At 69.1% G+C, this 20027-nt stretch carries 24 protein-coding genes; 21 read left to right on the top strand and 3 right to left on the bottom strand.

Annotation, left to right across the window (positions count from 1 at the left end; genetic code table 11):
* Positions 1-153: 153 nt before the first annotated feature.
* From proC to FDZ84_RS09590, 7 genes are all read left to right on the top strand, one after another.
* Positions 154-975, top strand: a complete 822-nt coding sequence (gene proC, locus FDZ84_RS09620; protein ID WP_168585606.1) for a pyrroline-5-carboxylate reductase — start codon at positions 154-156, stop codon at positions 973-975.
* 336 nt (positions 976-1311) lie between these two features.
* A complete protein-coding gene (locus tag FDZ84_RS09615) occupies positions 1312-1536 on the top strand; it encodes a helix-turn-helix domain-containing protein (RefSeq protein ID WP_029535864.1) in 225 nt (74 codons plus the stop codon).
* A 261-nt stretch (positions 1537-1797) separates the two neighbouring features.
* Complete coding sequence (locus FDZ84_RS09610; RefSeq protein WP_010241351.1) at positions 1798-1899, top strand: 30S ribosomal protein bS22; 102 nt, start codon at positions 1798-1800, stop codon at positions 1897-1899.
* Positions 1900-2065: 166 nt separating this feature from the next.
* On the top strand, positions 2066-3100 hold the full coding sequence (locus FDZ84_RS09605; protein WP_168585605.1) for an NAD-dependent epimerase/dehydratase family protein: 1035 nt from the start codon (positions 2066-2068) through the stop codon (positions 3098-3100).
* Between the two features lie 64 nt (positions 3101-3164).
* Positions 3165-4097, top strand: coding sequence for a lysophospholipid acyltransferase family protein (locus FDZ84_RS09600; protein ID WP_168585604.1), 933 nt, complete (start codon positions 3165-3167; stop codon positions 4095-4097).
* 384 nt (positions 4098-4481) lie between these two features.
* Positions 4482-5069 (top strand): HdeD family acid-resistance protein, encoded by a 588-nt coding sequence (locus FDZ84_RS09595; protein WP_168585603.1) that lies wholly within the window; start codon positions 4482-4484, stop codon positions 5067-5069.
* A 162-nt stretch (positions 5070-5231) separates the two neighbouring features.
* Complete coding sequence (locus tag FDZ84_RS09590) at positions 5232-5645, top strand: VOC family protein (protein ID WP_168585602.1); 414 nt, start codon at positions 5232-5234, stop codon at positions 5643-5645.
* 106 nt (positions 5646-5751) lie between these two features.
* On the opposite strand, the gene FDZ84_RS09585 is transcribed toward FDZ84_RS09590, so the two are convergent.
* On the bottom strand, positions 5752-6639 hold the full coding sequence (locus tag FDZ84_RS09585; RefSeq protein ID WP_246869145.1) for an HAD family phosphatase: 888 nt from the start codon (positions 6637-6639) through the stop codon (positions 5752-5754).
* A gap of 695 nt (positions 6640-7334) precedes the next feature.
* On the opposite strand from FDZ84_RS09585, the gene FDZ84_RS09580 reads away from it, so the two are divergent.
* The 8 genes from FDZ84_RS09580 to FDZ84_RS09545 all read left to right on the top strand — a co-directional run bounded on the left by FDZ84_RS09580 (position 7335) and on the right by FDZ84_RS09545 (position 14827).
* Entirely contained in the window at positions 7335-7571 is a 237-nt protein-coding gene (locus FDZ84_RS09580; protein WP_168585600.1) for a glutaredoxin family protein, read from the top strand.
* 399 nt (positions 7572-7970) lie between these two features.
* The gene (locus FDZ84_RS09575) at positions 7971-8825 is read left to right on the top strand and encodes a redox-sensing transcriptional repressor Rex (RefSeq protein ID WP_168585599.1); all 855 of its coding nucleotides are present in this window, start codon (positions 7971-7973) and stop codon (positions 8823-8825) included.
* Positions 8822-10207: a glutamyl-tRNA reductase gene (locus FDZ84_RS09570; protein WP_168585598.1), complete on the top strand. Its 1386-nt coding sequence runs from the start codon at positions 8822-8824 to the stop codon at positions 10205-10207. Before FDZ84_RS09575 ends, FDZ84_RS09570 begins: the two co-directional genes overlap by 4 nt.
* On the top strand, positions 10204-11142 hold the full coding sequence (hemC, locus tag FDZ84_RS09565) for a hydroxymethylbilane synthase (protein WP_168585597.1): 939 nt from the start codon (positions 10204-10206) through the stop codon (positions 11140-11142). Before FDZ84_RS09570 ends, hemC begins: the two co-directional genes overlap by 4 nt.
* A 14-nt stretch (positions 11143-11156) precedes the next feature.
* Positions 11157-12689 (top strand): bifunctional uroporphyrinogen-III C-methyltransferase/uroporphyrinogen-III synthase, encoded by a 1533-nt coding sequence (locus FDZ84_RS09560; protein ID WP_168585596.1) that lies wholly within the window; start codon positions 11157-11159, stop codon positions 12687-12689.
* Between the two features lie 65 nt (positions 12690-12754).
* Positions 12755-12994 (top strand): hypothetical protein, encoded by a 240-nt coding sequence (locus tag FDZ84_RS09555; RefSeq protein WP_168585595.1) that lies wholly within the window; start codon positions 12755-12757, stop codon positions 12992-12994.
* Complete coding sequence (locus FDZ84_RS09550) at positions 12978-14126, top strand: methyltransferase domain-containing protein (RefSeq protein ID WP_246868901.1); 1149 nt, start codon at positions 12978-12980, stop codon at positions 14124-14126. The genes FDZ84_RS09555 and FDZ84_RS09550 overlap by 17 nt, the downstream gene beginning before the upstream one ends.
* 560 nt (positions 14127-14686) lie before the next feature.
* Positions 14687-14827: a hypothetical protein gene (locus FDZ84_RS09545; protein ID WP_168585594.1), complete on the top strand. Its 141-nt coding sequence runs from the start codon at positions 14687-14689 to the stop codon at positions 14825-14827.
* A gap of 673 nt (positions 14828-15500) precedes the next feature.
* Here the strand turns inward: FDZ84_RS09545 and FDZ84_RS09540 are convergent.
* Both FDZ84_RS09540 and FDZ84_RS09535 read right to left on the bottom strand, forming a co-directional pair.
* A complete protein-coding gene (locus tag FDZ84_RS09540) occupies positions 15501-15794 on the bottom strand; it encodes a hypothetical protein (RefSeq protein ID WP_168584087.1) in 294 nt (97 codons plus the stop codon).
* Positions 15795-15818: 24 nt separating this feature from the next.
* Positions 15819-16166 (bottom strand): hypothetical protein, encoded by a 348-nt coding sequence (locus FDZ84_RS09535; RefSeq protein WP_168585593.1) that lies wholly within the window; start codon positions 16164-16166, stop codon positions 15819-15821.
* 231 nt (positions 16167-16397) lie between these two features.
* Between FDZ84_RS09535 and FDZ84_RS09530 the strand changes: the two genes are divergently transcribed.
* The 6 genes from FDZ84_RS09530 (at position 16398) to FDZ84_RS09505 (ending at position 19965) form a co-directional block, all read left to right on the top strand.
* Positions 16398-17243: a helix-turn-helix transcriptional regulator gene (locus FDZ84_RS09530; protein ID WP_168585592.1), complete on the top strand. Its 846-nt coding sequence runs from the start codon at positions 16398-16400 to the stop codon at positions 17241-17243.
* Complete coding sequence (locus FDZ84_RS09525) at positions 17240-17461, top strand: DUF397 domain-containing protein (protein WP_246868900.1); 222 nt, start codon at positions 17240-17242, stop codon at positions 17459-17461. The genes FDZ84_RS09530 and FDZ84_RS09525 overlap by 4 nt, the downstream gene beginning before the upstream one ends.
* A 19-nt stretch (positions 17462-17480) precedes the next feature.
* Positions 17481-17687 carry a DUF397 domain-containing protein gene (locus FDZ84_RS09520; protein ID WP_168585591.1) on the top strand — a complete coding sequence of 69 codons (207 nt, stop codon included), beginning with the start codon at positions 17481-17483 and terminating at the stop codon, positions 17685-17687.
* Between the two features lie 142 nt (positions 17688-17829).
* Positions 17830-18813, top strand: coding sequence for a porphobilinogen synthase (gene hemB, locus FDZ84_RS09515; RefSeq protein WP_168585590.1), 984 nt, complete (start codon positions 17830-17832; stop codon positions 18811-18813).
* Positions 18810-19397, top strand: coding sequence for a hypothetical protein (locus tag FDZ84_RS09510; protein ID WP_168585589.1), 588 nt, complete (start codon positions 18810-18812; stop codon positions 19395-19397). The genes hemB and FDZ84_RS09510 overlap by 4 nt, the downstream gene beginning before the upstream one ends.
* Positions 19398-19437: 40 nt before the next feature.
* The gene (locus tag FDZ84_RS09505) at positions 19438-19965 is read left to right on the top strand and encodes a hypothetical protein (protein ID WP_168585588.1); all 528 of its coding nucleotides are present in this window, start codon (positions 19438-19440) and stop codon (positions 19963-19965) included.
* Positions 19966-20027 lie beyond the last annotated feature (62 nt).

The following is a 20027-nucleotide window of genomic DNA, read 5'->3' as shown; positions in this document are numbered from 1 at the left end:
TGGTCACTCAGGCGCGAACGATCGCTCGGCTGCGGGGGCGCTCTGGTGGCAGAAACAGTAGCTGCTGAAAACGACTTTTCGGCAGGGCTCGTCGCGCAGCGTGCACTGGCGGTTCGTGCCGCATGCGCTGCGTGGTCTGGCACCCTGAGCAGCATGACGACGATCGCCGTACTCGGAGCCGGAAAGATCGGTGAGTCCCTGCTGTCGGGGCTGCTGAAGGCGGGGCGCGCCCCGTCGGACCTGCTGTTCACCGAGCGGTTCCCGACGCGTGCCGCGGAGCTGACCAAGACCTACGGCATCACGCACGCCGACGTGGCCGATGCGGTGCAGAGCGCGGACGTCATCGTCGTCGCCGTCAAGCCGCAGGACATCGAGCCGCTGCTGGACGAAATGGCGCCCAACCTGCCCAGCGGCAAGCTCGTGGTGTCGCTGTGCGCGGGTCTGCCGACGAAGCTGTTCGAGCGCCGGCTGCCCGAAGGCACCGCGGTGGTCCGGGTCATGCCGAACACCCCGATGCTGGTCGGCGAGGCGATGAGCGCGATCTCCGGCGGCGCGCACGCCTCGGACGCGGACTTGGCGCTGGTCGAGGAGCTGCTCGACAGCGTCGGCGTGGTCGTGCGGGTGCCGGAGAGCCAGCAGGACGCGGTGACCGCGCTGTCCGGCTCGGGCCCGGCGTACTTCTTCTACCTGGTCGAGGCCATGATCGACGCGGGCATCCTGCTGGGCATCCCGCGGGCCACCGCCGCGGACCTGATCGTCCAGTCCGCGGTCGGGGCGGCGGCGATGCTCCGCGAGGGCGGCGGCCACCCGGTGATGCTGCGCGAGGCGGTCACCTCGCCGGCGGGTACGACCATCGCGGGCATCCGCGAGCTGGAGAAGCATGGCGTGCGCGCGGCGCTCATCGACGCCATCGAGGCGGCTCGCGACCGCTCCGTCGAGCTCGGCAAGGCCCACGAGGATGACGAACCCGCCTGAGCGGCAGCACCTTCTCTGAACTCGTCTTGCGTGGCGATACGGGTGTCGGAACCTGGGACGCCGCCCCGTCTGCAATGCGCGGCCTCGGGGAACTGCCCTCGCCAAGAGCCCCGACGGGCACCGGTCTGCGAGCCCGCTTGCGGGGGTGGGCCCAGGCGGCTGGCGCCGCTTCAACTGCAGGTCGCCGGAGGTGGTGCGAACTACTCAGGAGCAAGGGGGACGTTCGACCATCGCAGGTGTCCCGCGTGTCCCGCTACTCTCGATAGAGCACGTGCGTGAGATTTCCGTCGGAGGGGAAGCCGACGGCGCGACACGTGCCGAAGGGCACGGTGAAGCATGTCTGCGAACTCCGAACCCAGCCAACAGGCGCCGCCGAGCATGGGTCAGGTGCGGTTCCTCACCGTCGCGGAAGTCGCCAAGTTGATGCGGGTGTCGAAGATGACGGTCTATCGGCTCGTGCACGCCGGCGAACTCCCCGCCGCACGGGTCGGGCGATCGTTCCGCGTCGCGGAGAAGGACGTACACGCGTACCTGGAGAGCGCCTACTACAACGCCGGCTGAGACTGTCCGGCTGAGCTGAATGCCCAGGTCATCGGCCGCGGGCCCGTTGGCTTGCCGACGTGGCACGAACGTCGCGGGCCCGAACCGAGGCGCCGCGCGGCGGCGGGTGGAAGGAGCCCGCAGGCGTTTCGAGGACCACGGCGGAAGGGCCGGAGACCTGGGCAGGTAAAGTTTTGGGTTGGTCGTGCCAGGTGTGCGCGTTCATGCGGCTGCACCGGTGCGGGAGACGTTCGAACTGCCGTCAAGAGTGAAGGAGTCCGCATGGGCTCGGTCATCAAGAAGCGCCGCAAGCGCATGTCCAAGAAGAAGCACCGCAAGCTGCTCCGCAAGACGCGCGTCCAGCGTCGCAAGTTGGGCAAGTGACCTGAGCACCGCCGTCGACCGCTGGGTCGGCGGCGGTTGTGTTTTCGCGCCCGGTTCGACCCGGATGCGCAACCGACCCAGTCCCGTAACTTCGAATGCCCGGTGACCGGCGCATTCGGCGGTAGCATCGCAGTCGGCGGCCGTGCCGGAGAAGGCTGGGAGACAGATGGGCCCGAATGTCGTGCTGGTGACAGGGGTCAGCCGTTTCCTGGGCGGATATCTCGCCGCGCGGCTGGCCGCCGACCCGGCCGTGGAGCGCGTTCTCGGCGTGGACACCGTGCAGCCCGGTCGCGATCTGCTGCGCCGGATGGGCCGCACCGAGTTCGTCCGCGCCGACATCCGCAACCCGCTGATCGGCAAGGTGATCGCGAACGCCAAGGTCGACACCGTGGTGCACGCGGCGGTCAACTCCCCTTCCGGGCCCGGTGGGCGGGCCACGGTGAAGGAGATGAACGTCATCGGCACCATGCAGCTGCTGGCCGCCTGCCAGCAGTCGCCGCTGGTGCGCAAGGTGGTGGTCCGGTCGACCTGCGCGGTCTACGGGTCGAGCTCGCGGGACCCTGCGGTGTTCACCGAGGACATCGAGCCGAAGGACCTGCCGTCGTCCGGGTACGCCAAGGACGCGGTGGAGATCGAGGACTACGTGCGCGGCTTCGGCCGGCGGCGGCCCGACGCGGACATCACGACGCTGCGGTTCAGCAACCTGATCGGCCCGCGCATAGACGCGAGCCTGACCCGCTACTTCGCGCTGCCGGTGGTGCCGACCGTGCTCGGCTTCGACGCGCGGCTGCAGATGGTGCACTCCGAGGACGCGTTGGCGGTGCTCGAGCGGGCGACGATGGCGGATCGGCCCGGCGTGTTCAACGTGGCCGGTGAGGGCGTTCTGATGCTTTCGCAGGCGATCCGGCGCGCCGGTCGCATCGCGATGCCGCTGCCGAGCACCGCCGTGTCGCCGCTGGCCGGGTTCTTCCGCAACGCCCGGCTGGTTGACTTCTCACCGGAGCAGTTGCGGTACCTCAACTTCGGCCGGGTACTGGACACCACGAAGCTCCGCGAGGAGTTCGGGTTCATCCCGCGCTGGACCACCCAGCAGGCCTTCGACGACTTCGTTCGTGGCCGGAGCCTGCGGCCGGTGATCGACCCGGAGAACATCATGGCGCTGGAGCGCAGCGTCGGAGACCTGTTGGCGAGGCATCGGTGATGGAGGCGGCATGAGCGGCAGTCGTGCGTTCTGCGCTTGTGCCCGGCCGGGTATGGGGGCGTGAATGGCGGATGCGCAGGTGATCCCGCTGCGTGCGGCGGACCGGGACCGGCTCGATGCGTCCGAGCCGTCGGTGCCGTCGGTGCCGGACGAGCCCGGGTGGGAAGACGCCGTCATAGACGTGCTGGCGTTCGCCCGGCGGCGGTTGCTCGGTGACTACAAGGTCGACGAGTTCGGCTTCGACCAGGAGTTGACCGACGAGGTGTTCCTCCGCTTCCTGCGGCCCTTCTACGAGAAGTGGTTTCGCGTCGAGGTGATCGGCGGCCACCACGTGCCCGCCGAACGCGGCGCGCTGGTGGTGGCCAACCACTCCGGCACGCTGCCGTGGGACGCGTTGATGACCACCGTCGCGCTGCACGACCACCTCCCGGCGACCCGGCACCTGCGGATGCTCGGCGCCGACCTGGTGTTCCGGATGCCGGTGCTCGGCGCGCTGGCCCGCAAGGCCGGCCACACGCTGGCCTGCAACCCGGATGCGGAGCGGCTGCTGACCAACGGCGAACTGGTCGGAGTGTGGCCGGAGGGCTTCAAGGGCATCGGGAAGCCGTTCAAGGACCGGTACAAGCTGCAGCGCTTCGGGCGCGGCGGGTTCGTCTCGGCGGCGTTGCGCACCGGGGCGCCGATCGTGCCCTGCTCGATCGTGGGCGCGGAGGAGATCTACCCGAAGCTGGCGGACATCAAGCCGCTGGCGCGGTTGCTGGGGGTACCGTACTTCCCGGTCACGCCGCTGTTCCCACACTTCGGCCTGCTGGGGGCGGTGCCGTTGCCGTCGAAGTGGTACATCGAGTTCGGCGAGCCGATCGAGACCTCGTCGTACCCGGCGGGCGCGGCGGACGACCCGATGCTGGTGTTCAGCCTCAGCGACCAGGTCCGGGAGATCATCCAGCAAACCCTGTACCGCCTCCTCGCCCAGCGAACCAACGTCTTCCTGGGCTGACACGGCTGACACCGGTTTCAATTGAAACTGCGCTTCACCGAGGCGGTGCGTCGCGGGGGATTGTAAGGCGGGGGCCGGGTCGGTGCCGCGTTGCGGAGGGGGGCCGTCCGGGGGTCTATTTGTGCCGGTAAACGTGCGTCTCCCCGCGCGCTCGAACGCGGAAATCCGGGCAGCGACCAGACATAACGGACGGTGCGTGATGAGCTACCCCTCGGCCTTCGGATCCCAAGATCCCTTCGCGGATCTGCTCAACCGGGCTCGGGCCGGGTTTGAACGCTCGGCTCCCGGTCCCACGCGCCGCCTCGAAGACCGGACTTCCACTCGGATCGGTGATACGAGCGGTTCGGGAATGCACTGATCCACGTCCCGTGGGAAGGATGGATCATGAGTAGCCTTCAGGACGATCCGGGCCGGTCGGCGGCCGGTCGGTTGGCGAAGATGGCATGGCAGTCGGTCCTCGTGGTGGGCGTCTGCTCGCTCGTCGTCGGTGTGCTGGCGCTGGCCTGGCCTCGCGCGACGCTGATCGTCCTCGGGGTGCTGTTCGGCATCTACCTGCTGGTCAGCGGTGTGCTGCAGATCGTCGCGGCGTTCGGCACGCACGTGGCGGCGGCGATCCGGGTGCTGGCGTTCATCAGCGGCGCGCTGTCGATCCTGCTGGGATTGCTGTGCTTCCGGGGTGAGATGCAGTCGATCCTGCTGCTGGGCCTGTGGATCGGCATCGGCTGGCTGTTCCGCGGGGTCACCCAGACGACCGCGTCGGTCGCCGACCGGGCGATGCCCGCGCGCGGCTGGCAGATCTTCATGGGCATCGTCACGGCCCTGGCGGGCATCGTGCTAATCGTCTCGCCGCTGGCCTCGGTGGCGCTGCTGGTCCTGTTCGGCGGGTTCTGGCTGATCATCCTGGGCGTGGTGGAGGTCATCACGGCGTTCCGGATTCACCACGCCGCGAAGCAGTCGGCGACGTCCGGGTGACGCCGATGTCCGGGCGCGCGGGAGGGGCGCGCCCGGCCTTCGGGTGGGCCGGTGCGGTGGGCGGGGACGCCACCGCACCGGCCCGGTTTTCGCGTGGCCGCTGTCGGTGGGGGCGGTCATGCTTTCGCGCAGGCCCGATTCCGCTACCGGTGGGAGGTTCCAATGAGTTCCCGGCTCAACCCGTACATCAGCTTCGACGGCAACGCTCGCGAGGCGATGGAGTTCTACAAGGACGTGTTCGGCGGCAACCTGACGATGAGCACCTTCGGCGAGTTCGGTGCCTCGGATCCGGGCATGACCGACAAGATCATGCACTCGAGGCTGGAGAGCGGCAGCGGCTTCACGCTGATGGCCTCCGACACCCCGCCGGGCATGGAGCACAAGCCGGGCAACAACATCACGGTGAGCCTCAGCGGAGACGCCGCCTCCGGCGACGAACTGCGCGGCTACTGGGCGAAGCTGTCCGAATCGGGCACCGTGTCGGTCCCGCTGGAGAAGCAGATGTGGGGCGACGTGTTCGGCATGTGCGTGGACCGGTTCGGCATCGGCTGGATGGTCGACATCTCCGAATCGTGACCGCAGCGCAGGTGGTTCTCGGGGTCGTGAGTCTGTTAAGCCGCTGCAGCAGCCCGAAAGACTTACGACCCCGCGCTTTCCGGAGCCCCACTGCACCGCGGGGGCGTCAGGAGCGATCGCGGCGGCGGTAGGCGAGGCCCGCGGCCACCGCGCCCGCGATGGCGCTGGCTCCCATGATCGAGTTCAGGCCGATCCGGGCCGCCTTCCGGCCCGTCCGGAAGTCCCGGACCTCCCAGCCCCGGGCCCGTGCGATGTCGCGCAGCCGCTGGTCCGGGTTGACCGCCACCGCCGTGCCCATCGCGGACAGCATCGGGATGTCGTTGGCCGAGTCCGAGTACGCCGTGCAGCGCCGCAGGTCCAGGCCTTCGCTGGCAGCCAGCGCCCGGACCGCGTGCGCCTTCGCTCGGCCGTGCAGCATCTCGCCGACCAGCCGGCCCGTGTACACGCCGTCGGAGCTCTCCGCGACCGTGCCCAGCGCGCCGGTCAGCCCCAGCCGCCGCGCGATGATCTGCGCCAGCTCCACCGGGGTCGCCGTCACCAGCCACACCCGTTGGCCCGCGTCGAGGTGCATCTGGGCCAGCGCCCGGGTGCCCGCCCAGATCCGGTCCGCCATCAGCTCGTCGTAGATCTCCTCGCTGAGCTCCACCAGCTCCGAGACCTTGCGGCCGGCCACGAACGACAGCGCCTGCTCCCGGCTGGCCTGCATGTCCTGCGGGTTCTCCCGGCCGCCGACCCGGAACTTCAGCTGCTGCCAGGCGAACCCGGCCAGGTCGGTGGCGGTGAGGAACTTGCGGGCGGCCAGGCCGCGGGCGAAGTGGAACAGCGAAGCGCCCATCATCATCGTGTTGTCGACGTCGAAGAACGCCGCGGCGGTGAGGTCGGGCGGGGTGGCCAGCGAGCCGTCCGGGCCGGGCGCGGCGGCAACGGCGGCCTCCGCGGACGCGCGGCCCGCTACCTTCGCGCTGTCGATCGGATCGGCACCGGGCGCGCGCAAGCCGTTGTGGTTCGCGCCACCGGCTGAGCCTTGACGTGTCGGCACCGCCGCGCCTCCCCGGGGTCCTCCGGTGTTGTCGTGCGAAGTTCCAGGTCTTGCCGACCCGGGCCGACCCGGCTCAGCAGGCTTCTAGCTTAAGACCTGGCCGCAACCGAACTTGCGCACCTCCACCGGGGTGCGGCAACGGTCCGGTAACTGCTTCGGGGCGACCCGGCGAGCGCCTAGCGGAGATCATCGGGGAGAGTCGCGCCAGCCGTCCGATCGCGCGGTGCTGCAACGCCTTGCGGGGGCGGGGGGTGCGAGCGTCTTCGGGCTGCTCATCTCTTGCGACCTCCTGCCGTCGTTGGCGCCACCGGCGTGGTGCGGGTGGGACGCATCGGTGCCGGTGTCATGCCGCGGTCTCCGGCGGACACCCGCCTCCGGCGGCCGGCGGATCGCTCGCGGCCTCCAGGCCCGTTCTGGTGACGCCGGGGGCGTGGGCGCTGAAGCAGGAGCATACGTGTTGTTACTCGGAAGTAGTTAGCGCGATTCAGTGATTGTTCAGTTACTTAACGTGTTCATGAGTGGGCCCCGCGTCGATCGGGCAGGTGATTTTGGACACTTGACTAGCGTGGTTGGTGCCGCGGCACGTGTCCGCCTGCTGGGTACGTTGGAACCCGCGAAATCAGGCCCGAATACGACCCTGGAGCGAAGGCATGCACGAGGTGACGGTGATGACCCGCGAGGGTTGCCACGCATGCGCGGACGCGATCTCCGACGTGCGGCGGATCTGTGCGGAACTCGGCGTTCCCTGGTCCGGGCAGGACGTGGACGCCGATCCGGAACTGCGCGCCGAGTACGGCGACCGGGTCCCGGTGATCTTGATCGATGGAGTCGAGCACGGCTACTGGAAGGTCGAGGAGGACCGCTTCCGCCGGGCCCTGGCCCGCTGACCGGTGATCTTGCCCCCGCGTCGCGCGGGTTGCGCCCGTCACGTGCGCCAGACCACGCGTTTTGGCACGTCGGGGGGCCATCGGCAATGATGGCGGAGAACGTTTGTGCCTCCGGTGGGGTCTGGCCCTGCGACTTTGTGCATGCGTTCACAAATTGGTTACGGTGTACGGGTCGGGTCGCCGGATTCTCGGTGTGGATCAGCGGATCAGGTGTTAGCCGCCGGATTTCAGCGGCGCTCGCGGACGACGCCGGGGCCGCCGGGTGGCAGACCGGTCGACGTCGGTGCTCCCCGCCTGAGGAACGAAGTCGGGAAGTAGGCGACGACCGTCGCACGGCTGTACCCAAACCGGGTGCGGGCGGGCAGGCCAGAGTAGTAGGTAGGGCGAGGGAGATCCAGCGTGACGGCCCACGGAGCGGACGTGCAGGACGGTGACGGGCAGGCCGGGGCCGATTCCCGGACCGACTCCAAGCAGTCGCCGGCGATCGAGGTTCCCGCGGCGCGGGAGCGCGCCAGGGCTATCCCGGAAGCCGCCGTCGCCCGGCTCGCGGTCTACCTGCGGGCGCTGTCCGGACTCGCCGACCAGAACGTGAACACCGTCTCCAGTGACGAACTGGCCGTGGTCGCCGGGGTCAACTCCGCGAAGCTGCGCAAGGACCTGTCCTACATCGGTTCATATGGCACCCGCGGCGTCGGCTACGAGGTGGCGGTGCTCGTCGGCCAGATCGAGCGCACCCTCGGCCTCACCCGCAAGCACAGCGTCGCCGTCGTCGGTATCGGTAACCTCGGCCACGCGCTGGCCAACTACGGCGGCTTCCCGAGCCGCGGCTTCCCGGTCTCCGCACTGTTCGACCTCGACCCGGACCTGGTGGGGGTGCCGGTCGGCGGCATCCCCGTCAACCACATTGACGACATCGTCGAGGTGTGCTCCGAGCGCGAGGTCACGATCGGCGTCATCGCCACACCTGCGCAGGGCGCCCAGGAGGTCTGCGACGGTTTGGTCGCTGGGGGCGTTACGTGCATCCTGAACTTCGCGCCCGTCGTGCTGCAGGTCCCCGAGGACGTCGAGGTGCGCAAGGTCGACCTGGCGGTGGAGATGCAGATCCTGTCGTTTCACGTGGCCCGACGCCAGCAGGAAGCGGCGGCGGAAGCCGATCGGTCCGATGTGGACGGTGCGGACATCGGTCCGCCGGGCGGCGGCGGTCGGGTGCCAGGCGAGGTCGAATCGGCGAACAGGATGGTGGAACGGCTGTGAACCTGCTCACCGTCGGGATTTCCCACCACAGCGCCCCGGTGCGGATGCTGGAGCGGGTCTCGATCAGCGGAGCGGACGTCCCGAAGCTCCTCGACGAGCTGTTGCAGCGCGAGCGCATCTGCGAGGCGTTCATCGTCTCGACCTGCAACCGCGTCGAGGTCTACGCGGTCGCGGAGACCTTCCACGGCGGCTTGGACGACGTGACGTCGGTGCTCGCCCGGCACGCCGGCGCGGAGGTCGCTGACCTCGCCGATCACCTCTACGTCTACTACGCGGGCGCCGCGGTGGAGCACCTGTTCTCGGTCTCCGCCGGCCTGGACTCGATGGTCGTCGGCGAGGCACAGATCCTCGGCCAGTTGCGGCAGGCCTACGGCACGGCCGACGAGAACGGCACCGTCGGCAGAACCCTGCACGAGCTCGCGCAGCAGGCCCTCCGGGTCGGCAAGCGGGTGCACTCCGAGACCGGTATCGACGCCGAAGGCGCGTCGGTGGTGTCCGAGGCGCTCGCCGACGCCGAGGTCGCGCTCGACGGCTTGGCCGGGCGCAGCGCGCTGGTGGTCGGCGCAGGTTCGATGGGCGGCCTGGCCGCCGCGCAGCTGAAGCGCGCCGGCATCGGCGAGGTCGTGATCGCCAACCGCACCGCGGCCAACGGCGAGCGGCTGGCCGAGTCGCTGCGCGCCGACGGCGTCGCCTCGCGCACCGCCGGCCTCACGGACCTGCGCAGCGCGATCGCCGCGGCCGACCTGGTGGTGGCCTGCACCGGTGCGATCGGCGCGGTGGTGACCGAAGACGTGGTCGCGGCGGCGCTGGCGGTCCGCGACGACCGTCCGCTGCTGTGCTGCGACCTCGGCCTGCCCCGGGACATCGCGCCCGAGGTGGCCGGACTGCCCGGCGTGACAGTCGTCGACCTGGAAAGCCTGCAGCAGCGGCTGTCCGAGAAGCAGGGCGGCAACGAGTCCGAGCGGGCCGCGCAGATCGTCGCCGAGGAACTGCGCAACTACCTTGCCGCGCAACGCTCGGCCGAGGTGACCCCGACCGTGGCCGCGCTGCGCAAGCGCGCCGCCGAGGTGGTGGACAGCGAGCTGCTGCGGCTCGACTCGCGGCTGCCCGAACTGGACGGCGACGTGCGGGACGAACTGGCGCGCACGGTCCGCCGCGTGGTGGACAAGCTCCTGCATGCGCCGACGGTCCGGGTCAAGCAACTCGCGTCGGTGCCGGGCGGTGCCGGTTACGCCGACGCACTCCGAGAGCTCTTCGAACTCGATCCGCAGACGACCGCGGTGCTCGGCACCCCGCAGGCCGACGAGGGCCTGCCCGGCGGGGCCTCTGTCGCCCAGGCGCGGCTGCGGGATCGAGCAGGACAGGACGGTGAGGACCGTTGAACAAGACCCTCCGCATCGGCACCCGCGGCAGCGCCCTGGCGATGGCGCAGAGCTCGCAGGTCGCCGAGGAGCTGGAGAAGGCGGGCTACCCGACCCAGCTGGTCACCGTGTCGACCCCCGGTGACCGCTCGATGGCGCCGATCGCCGAGATCGGCGTCGGCGTGTTCACCTCCGCGCTGCGCGAGGCGCTCGCCGCCGGCGAGGTGGACGTCGCGGTGCACTCCTACAAAGATCTGCCGACCGAACCGGACCCCCGGTTGTCGCTGGCTGCTGTCCCGGTCCGGGAGGACCCGCGGGACGCGCTGGTGGCACGGGATGGTCTGACGCTCGGCGAACTGCCCCCGGGGTCCATTGTGGGCACCGGTTCGCCGCGCCGCGCCAGTCAGCTCCGGGCCCTGGGCCTGGGGCTGGAGGTGCGCAGCATCCGCGGCAATGTGGACACCCGCCTGCGGAAGGTGACCGACGGTGAGCTGGACGCCGTCGTGCTCGCCCGAGCCGGGCTGGCCCGAGTGGGCCGGCTTGCGGTGATCACGGAAACGCTCGATCCACTGCAGATGCTGCCCGCGCCCGCCCAGGGCGCGCTTGCAGTGGAATGCCGCGTCGATGACGTGGACACCGAGCATTTGCTGCAGTCCGTTTTGGACGATCAGGCCAGCCGCGCCGCGGTGGCCGCCGAGCGCGCCATGTTGTCCGCGCTCGAAGCGGGCTGTAGCGCGCCGGTCGGCGCGCTGGCCGAAGTGGTGGATGACCTCGACGAGGACGGGCGCGTGGCGCTGCGACTGTCCGTGCGCGGGGTGGTGGCGACCGACGACGATCAGTTGGTCCGCGCCTCCATCACTGGTGAGACGACCGCCGCCGATCAGCTGGGCCGGGAATTGGCCGCCCAGCTGATCGAAGCCAGGGCCGCTTTGCTCAGCGGACCCGGCAGTAGTTGATGGGGAGTGCCCTGATGACCCGAGCACGTAAGACCCCCGGACGGATCGCTTTCGTGGGCTCCGGTCCCGGTGACGCCGGACTGCTCACCGTCCGGGGGCGGAATGCGATCACCCGCGCCGCCTTGTTGGTGACCGACCCGGACGTACCCGCCGATATCGTCGGCCAGGCCGCTGACGGCGCCGAGGTCCGCCCTGCCGTGGGGGACCCGGCGGACGTGGCCAAGGACCTGGCGAACGAGGCCGCGACCGGTCGCACCGTGGTGCGGTTGGTCGCCGGTGACCCGCTGACCGCCGACGCGGTGGTCCGCGAGGTCCAGGAGGTCGCCAAGACCGGCGCCGCCTTCGACATCATCCCCGGCGTCGCCGGCGGCAGCGCGGTCCCGGCCTACGCCGGCGTCGCGCTCGGCGCGGTGCACACCGAGGTCGATGTCCGAGGCGACGTGGACTGGGCTTCGCTGGCCTCGGTGCCCGGCGCGCTGGTGCTGCACACCACCGGCAGCTACCTGGCCGAGGCCGCTTCGCGGCTGGTGGAGCACGGCAGGCCCGCGACGACTCCCGTCGCGGTGACCGCCTCCGGCACCACCGTGCAGCAGCGCACCATCGACACCACGCTGGCCTCGCTGGCCGCCGACGCCGGTGAGCTGCAGGGCCACCTGGTGGTGACCATCGGCGACGTGGTGTCCGAGCGCAGCAAGCTCTCCTGGTGGGAGTCGCGCGCCCTGTACGGCTGGAAGGTCCTGGTGCCGCGCACCAAGGAGCAGGCCGGCGCGATGAGCGACCGGTTGTGGTCGCACGGCGCCGTCTCGCACGAGGTGCCAACGATCTCGGTCGAGCCGCCGCGCAGCCCCGCGCAGATGGAGCGCGCGGTCAAGGGCCTGGTCGACGGCCGGTATCAGTGGGTGGTGTTCACTTCCGCCAACGCGGTTCGCGCGGTGTGGGAGAAGTTCGGCGAGTTCGGGCTGGACGCCCGGGCGTTCTCCGGCGTGAAGATCGCCTGCGTCGGCGAGGCCACCGCGCAGAAGGTCCGCTCGTTCGGGATCATCCCGGAGCTGCTGCCGTCGAGTGAGCAGTCCAGCGAGGGCCTGCTGCAGGAATTCCCGCCGCACGACGACATCCTGGACCCGGTGGACCGGGTGCTGCTGCCGCGCGCCGACATCGCCACCGAGACGCTGTCGGCAGGGCTACGCGAGCGCGGCTGGGAGGTCGACGACGTGACGGCCTACCGCACCGTCCGCGCCGCGCCGCCGCCGGCCGAGACCCGCGAGATGATCAAGACAGGTGGGTTCGACGCGGTGTGCTTCACCTCGTCGTCGACGGTCCGGAACCTGGTCGGCATCGCGGGCAAGCCGCACGCCCGGACGCTGGTGGCCTGCATCGGCCCGAACACCGCGGAGACGGCCAAGGAGTTCGGTCTGCGGGTCGACGTCCAGCCGGAGATCCCGCGCGTGGAGGACCTGGTGGACGCCCTGGCCGAGCACGCGGCCCGGCTCCGCGCCGAAGGCGCGCTCCCGCCGCCCCGCAAGGCCAAGCGGGCCCGCCGCAGCTGATCCGTTGACGAAGGGCACCTTCCGGCCACCGGTCGGAAGGTGCCCTTCGTGCTTCATCCGATGGGGTGGAAGCCGTCACGTCGAGGCTGATCGGTTTGTGCTCCGTCTTGATGAAAAGCGTTACCGGTCAGGGGGAAGAAGCCTTTTGGTTCTGGGATCCCGATACCGTCGCCAAGACCGGCGACGGCGGAGAGGAGATTCCTATGGTCGACAACAGGCATTCGGTGGAGGACGACAAGCAGACCGGCAAGACCGCCGACGACCTTGACCCCAAGGACTTTGAGAAAGATGACGACGACAGCTAGGAGCGGGGACTCCGCGCTTATCGCGGAATTGCAGTCGGCTGGGCAGTTGTCCGCCAGGTGCGGCTCGGCGTTTCGGGCGGTGGCGCGGGAGTGGTTCGTTTCGGACCGGATATGGGTTCAGGAGGTCGACGGCGGTCCGTACGAGCCGATGGACCGGTCTGCGGAGCCGGAACACTGGCTGCGCAACGTCCACTCGAACCGCGTGATCGTGACGCAGTTCGACGATGGTGCGACATCTTGGCCCGAGGTCGGTTATCGGCCCACCTGTTCGGCATCCATGCCGTCAGCGGTGGCAGGAATGCTCGATGCTCTCGATATCAGCTCTGGACAGTCGGTTCTGGAGATCGGGACGGGCACGGGATACAACGCCGCGCTGCTCGCCGAACTCGTCGGCGTGCGAGGAAAAGTGACGACGATCGAAATTGACGCCGACCTCGCGGCGACCGCCCGGGCGCGGCTCGAGGCGGCCGGGTACGGCCACGTCGCCGTCGTCGTCGGTGACGCCGCGGGGATGGCCGTGACCGAGAAGTTCGACAGGGTCATCGCCACAGCCGGGGTGCATCTCGGGCAGCTTCCCGTTGGGTGGCTCGAGAGCACGCGGATCGGCGGCGTGATCCTGGCACCGATGCGGGCCGATCTCGCCTCGGGCCCGTTGGTCCGGTTCGAGGTCGAGCGGGACGGCGTGGGCCGCGGGCACGCTGTGCGGGGGCTGCGGGTCGGCTTCATGGAGCTCCGCTCGCACCGCGTCGCCGCACTTCCATTCGATGGGCTGCGCTGGGACGACCCGGCCGCCGACCGGTCGATCACTGAGGTCAGCCCGTTCAAGATGCTGATCGACGAAGCGTCCAGGTGGGCGGTGGCGGTGGCGGTTCCCTCCTGCCGGTACAGCCTGGAGAAGAAGACCCCGGAACGCGACCACGGCGTAGCGTGGCTAAGCGATCCGGTATCCGGTTCGTGGGTCAGCGTCGTCCCGGACAACCGGAGCCGCTACACCGTTCGGCAGTCGGGTCCTCGGCGGTTGTGGGACGAGGCGGAAGCCGCGTTCCGGTGGTGGCGGCGTCACGGAGAGCCGCCGCTGGAAGCCTGGCACTGGACAGTTGCTCCTGACCGCCAGACCGTCGCACTGGCCTGACCGCCAGAACAGGGGTGGCCGGTCGTGAGTGCGTAACGTCGTTCTTTACCGCGGCTCCAGCAGCGGTACCGCCAGGGCGTCGTTGTCGGGCCAGCGCGACTCGGGCTCCCGGGAGCCGGTGTCTGCCCTGGCTTTCCCATTGTCGTCGCTCTTCCTCGACGTGCGCGATCAACTGCCACACTGTCAAAGCCCCTTCGGCCACCCTGAGTGCTGCCCGTAGGCGGCGAAGGCGCGCCACGCCCACCCGGGAGGCGGTCAGGACGGTGACCGCGGTGCCGAGGCAGAAGGGCATCTCTGACGGGCCAAACCCGGGCGGAGGTGCCCGTCGCGCTTCACGGTGGTGCGCTGGCAGGCGAGAGACTTCTGCGCCGGGAAAGAAAGAACCCCCGGCGCTTACCCAGTGGGCAGAGGCTGTCCGGGGGACTTCAGCCAAAATGATATCACGCGCAACCCGAGATGCCGGATTGTTGCACTGGCCCGGGGCTGTAGTTGATGATCGCAGTGGTAGAACACCGCACGTGGGATACCACCAGGCGCCACCGGCGGCGGAGCTCGCACCCTTGCTCAGCTCTGAGCGGTTGGCCACCTATGAACGGCACGCTCCGGCATGGGGCTGCAACGCCGTCGAGCTGTACCTGCTCGGTCTTGAGCTGGCCAGCAGCATGCAGGCCGACCTGCACCTTGTCGAGGTGCTCACGTGAAACAGCATGAACGACCAGCTCGCTGCCGTTTACGGACCCCGCTGGTGGGCCGAGTCGACGCTGCTCGACGACCGTTCGCAGACCGCGGTGGCGAAGGCGTGGGAGGACGCCCGCTGCCGGGTCGATTCACCGCCTGGCCAGTTGGTCGCACGGCTGCCGTTCGGTTTCTGGGTGCATCTGCTGGAAGCCGGTGCCTACAGCGGACAGCCGCCGTACCGGCAGCGCCGCAACTACGACGAATTGCTGTGGAAACCCGCCCTGCACCGAGCTTTCCCCGATTCGTCCGGCCGTCGCACTGACGTGCACCAGGCCGTACCTGCTCTACGGAGCGCGAAATCGGATCGCCCACCACGAGCCGATCATCCATGGGGTGCGTCGTCCTGGCGTTCCCCGTACCGCAGCGGGCGCCCACCGGTCGGTGCGCCAGCTCCACGAGGACATCGTCACGGTGGTGCGCTGGTTGTCCGCGCCGCTTGGCGACTGGATCGCGACGAACTCGCGCACGCCGCGACTGTTGGACCACCCCAGACAGTGACATTGAACGGGGTTAGCGGGTGCAGGCATTCTTCTCCGCGAAAAGGATGGCCGGTCGGTGCGTGGGGAGAGGACCGCACCGACCGGCCCGCGTGGGCCGGAGGACGTCGGGGTCGTCAACCGCTCGGCCCGAGGCTTGTCAGATGCGGTACAGGGAGTCCAGGGCTCGTCGTTGCAGCTCCAGCGGCGGTATCGCCGGGTCTCGTTGTCGGGCCAGCGGGGGCTCGGGCTCCCGGAGTCGGTGCCTGCCCTGGTGTTCGCGCTGTTGTCGCTCTTCCTCGACGTGCGCGATCAACTGCCACACCGTCAACGCCCCTTCGCCTCCCCCGGCGTGTTGCCCGTAGGCGGTGAAGGCGCGCCAAGCCCAGCCGGAGGCGGTCAGGGCTGTGACCGCGGCGGCAAGACAGGTGGTGAGAACGAGCAGCGAGGTCATCAGCATTGCTTTTCGGTGATCGGGTCAGTTCACGGAATCGCTGGGAATCCACAGCTCGCTCGGGCGGGAGAGGGTGAGCGCCGGGGCTCCCGGCGAGCCGTGCGGCGGCAGGCCGAGCAGTTCCATCACCACGTCGGCAACCGCGCCGCGGGCGTGCCACAGCGGCGGCGGCGAGGAGTGGAACTCCAGGTCATCGACACGGACCCGAGCCGCCAAGGCGTCGGAGGCCGACCGGGCCAGGTACATGTCCATCGCGCCGTGCCGCACCCGGATCCCTTGCACCGCAAGGACACCGTCGAGCGCCGGGAGGTACGAGAACCGGAACCCGGCCCGAACACTCGCCTCAACGGCCCCAGATGCGGCCGCAACCAAGCCTCCGGCTCCTCGCGCATCCTGTTCTCCTCCCGTGCGTCCGCGCGAAATCGGCAGTGACAATCTGTACCGGCAAGTGCCGGAATGGTCACGGAACGTCACTGATCGACAAAATGAAACAGTCCAACTGCGACGGCACAGTTTGAAGTCGATCGATGGGGTGATCTAGCTGCGTGCTTAGTTGGCGCAGCAGGTCTTCCCTCGATGGCTGGGAGCCGAGAGGATTGGGTCATGGGAAGTTCGCCGTCACCGCTTGCGTATCGACTGGTGCTGGGGCAGTCCTTGCGCACTTATCGCGAGCGTGTCGGGCTGGACGCCAACACCGTTGCCGACAAGCTCGGTTGGTATTCCAGGAAGGTCGACCTCGTGGAGACAGGCCAGCGGAAGCTCGTCGCGACCGAGGTTGACCGCCTCGTCGAGCTCTACGAGCTTTCGGCGGCGGAGCCGCGATATGTTCAGGGCTTGGCCCGCGAAGCCCGGAAACGGGACACGGCCACTCCGCCGGTTGCCGAGTGGGCACAGACATATGTCGCGGTGGAAGTCGCGGCGCAGGAGCTGAAAGTCTTCCACGAAGAGCTGCTTCCGGGCTTCGTGCAGACTGGGGAGTATGCGAGAGCCCTGCTGTCCCAAGGGATCCTGCAGCCGGAGCGTGGGGTCGAGGACGCGGTGGAGCGTCGGATGGCGCGACAGGAACACTTCATCGGGCCGGATGCGCCTCACGTCACGCTCATCCTGGGTGAAGGTGCCGTTCGCCGTGAGGTGGGTGGGCGGAACGTACTGCTGGAACAGCTCAAGTTCTTGCGGACTTTCGCCGAGCTGCCGCACGTCCCGCTGCGAGTCCTGCCGTTTAGCGCGGGCGCGCACACGGCTCTCGGGAACTCGTTCTCCCTGCTGTACGTGGGCGACCCAGTTGTGACGTTCGCCTATGCCGAGACGTTCATCGACGGACAGTGGTACGACCGGCAGCAGCACACCGAGAAGTACGCGATCGCGTTCGATCAAGCTCACAGAACATCGATTGCCGAGCGAGAAACGCTGACTTTCCTCGACCGGCTCATCGAAGAAGGAGGAAAGTGACAGTGAAGCTCGCGCCGGAACTCAAGGTGGCCGCGCCGTGGCGCAAGTCGTCGCGCAGCAACAACGGTGCCGCCAACTGCGTCGAGATCGCGCCGCTGCTGGACTCCGGATCGGGAGTGCGCGATTCCAAGGACCCGGTCGGTCCGGCCCTAGTGGTCACCCAGCCGCAGTGGTCGGTGTTCCTCGGTGCGCTTAAGGCCGGTTACTTCGATCTCTGAAGCTCGATGAGGAGCGACGATGATCTGCGCGTCTGAACTTACCGTCACGTGGCAGAGGAGCAGCCGTAGCCAGAACGGGGCTGACAACTGCGTCGAGGTCGCGTGCCTATCGGACGCCACCGCTGTCCGGGACTCGAAGGAACCTGACGGTCCGGCGTTGGTCTTCGGTGCCGGGGCGTTCAGTGCGTTCCTCGACGACATCAAGGCTGGGCGTTTCCGGGGCTGATGTCGTGAGTGTTCGTTCCGGTTCTTACCGGAACGAACACTCACGACCTTCGTGCGGCTGGCTGAGCCCTCGGCTCGTCCGTTCTGTCGGGTCGTTACGCTCGTGGTGTCACCCCGCCGAGCCTGTTTGGGGAGCCGCCGTCATGTACCCCTCGCACCGTCCGCGTCGACTTCGCCGCAACGCCGCGCTTCGCAGACTGATTTCCGAGACTTCCGTGGAGCCCCGGCACTTGGTGCTGCCGATGTTCGTTCGCGAGGGCGCGACCGAGCCGGTGCCGATCCAGTCGATGCCCGGCGTTGTGCAGCACAGCCGCGACTCGCTGCGCAAGGCCGCCGTCGACGCCGTCAACGCTGGTGTCGGCGGCCTGATGCTGTTCGGCGTGCCGGCCAAGCACGATGCCGAGGGTTCCGGCGCTGTCGACCCGGACGGCATCCTCAACGTCGCCCTGCGCGACCTGCACTCCGAGCTCGGCGACGACACCGTGCTGATGGCAGACCTGTGCCTGGACGAGTTCACCGACCACGGGCACTGCGGCGTGCTGGACGAAGACGGCAACGTCGACAACGACCGCACGCTGCAGATCTACGGTGAGATGGCCGTCGTGCAGGCCCAGTCCGGGGCGCATGTCGTCGGCCCCAGCGGCATGATGGACGGCCAGGTCGGCGTGATCCGCGACTCGCTGGACGCGACCGGCTTCGGCGACACCTCGATCCTGGCTTACTCCGCGAAGTACGCCTCCGCCTTCTACGGGCCGTTCCGCGACGCGGTGGACTCGCAGCTCAAGGGCGACCGCAAGACTTACCAGCAGGACCCGGGCAACGGCCGGGAAGCGTTGCGCGAGGCAGACCTGGACCTCGCCGAGGGCGCCGACATGGTGATGGTCAAGCCCGCGATGTCCTACCTCGATGTGCTGCGGGACGTCGCTGGCGTCGCGGACGTGCCGGTGGCCGCCTACCAGGTGTCCGGCGAGTACTCGATGATCGAGGCCGCCGTCGCCAACGGCTGGCTGGACCGGCAGCGCACCGTGCTGGAAACCCTGACCTCGATCCGGCGGGCCGGTGCCGACATCGTCCTGACCTACTGGGCGGTCGAGGCCGCGCGCTGGCTGCAGGACGCGCGGGCATGACGGACCTGGAGCAGCAGGTGGACGCGTTCGGCCGACCGGTACCCGAGCCGGCTCCCACGCCGCCGCAGGCGCTGCTGGTGGCGCGGTGGCTGTGGATCGGGTCGGTGCTGATCGGCGTCGTGCAGGCGTTCATCCAGCTCCTCGACCGGCCCCAGCTGATCGACAAGCTGCGCCAGCTGCAACCTGACATGTCCCAGCTTGACCTGGAGGCCGCGGCCAACAGCGGCATCATGTTCACGTTCCTGCTCAAGGCGATGATTCTGCTGCTGTACGTGATGCTGTCCCGGCGGATGCTGGAAGGCCGCAACTGGGCGCGCATCGTGCTCACCGTCTTCGGCGGCTTCGGGATCATCAACGCGCTGATCACCGTGCTCACCGTGTCGCTGGTCGGAAGCGCGCTGATCCGCCAGCTGACCGGTGTCGCCGTCAACGGTGTGGACGTCGTGTTCTCGCTGGTCGTGATGCTCGTCGAGATCGCCGCGATCGTGTTCATGTACCGCCCGGACTCGAACCGGTTCTGCCAGGCGATGCGGAACCGGCGGCCCGGTAACGCGCCGACACCGACTGGAAACCGTTGGTCATAATTCCTGGACAGCGGTCGTTGCGGTTCCTAACCTGGGCCACGTGACGCCGCCGCAGGAGCCCGAGCGCGACCCGTACGCCGCCCGGCAGGTGCCCGGCCACGAGCCGTGGCGGCCGAGCTCGATCAACAACGCCTTCTGGGCGGGGATCGCCAGCGTGGTGGTGGGCTTCGCGCTGCTGGCGGCGGCTTTCCTGCTGGTCTCCGACGCCGAGCTGCAACTGGTGCTGGAGGAAACGGCGGCGCAGGGCCAGCCGCTCACGATGGAGCAGGCGCGCGGCATCTACTCCGCGGTGCTGGTGATGTTGACCGTCATCGTGGCCATCATCGCGGCGCTGTGGATCATGTTCCTGTTCTTCATGCGGCGCGGGCGGAACTGGGCGCGGATCGTGATCACGGTGGTCGGCGCCGTGTGGATCCTCCTCACCCTCCCGTCGATCGCCGGTGGCGCGGCGGGCGGCGTCGCGAGCGCGCTGCTCTCGATGCTGCAGGTGCTGACCGTCGCGGCGACCATCGTCTTCGCTTATCTCGCACCGTCGAACCAGTACTTCCAAGCCGGTCGGCACCGGTGACCGCGGCCCCTTCTTCGGCCGGATGCCGGACATTCAGGCAAGTCGGAATGCTGCGCTGTATT

Source organism: Saccharopolyspora sp. ASAGF58, assembly GCF_012277335.1.
GTDB lineage: Bacteria > Actinomycetota > Actinomycetes > Mycobacteriales > Pseudonocardiaceae > Saccharopolyspora > Saccharopolyspora hattusasensis.
The sequence above is the reverse complement of the archived record's forward strand: the minus strand, read 5'-3'. Positions and strand labels throughout refer to the sequence as shown.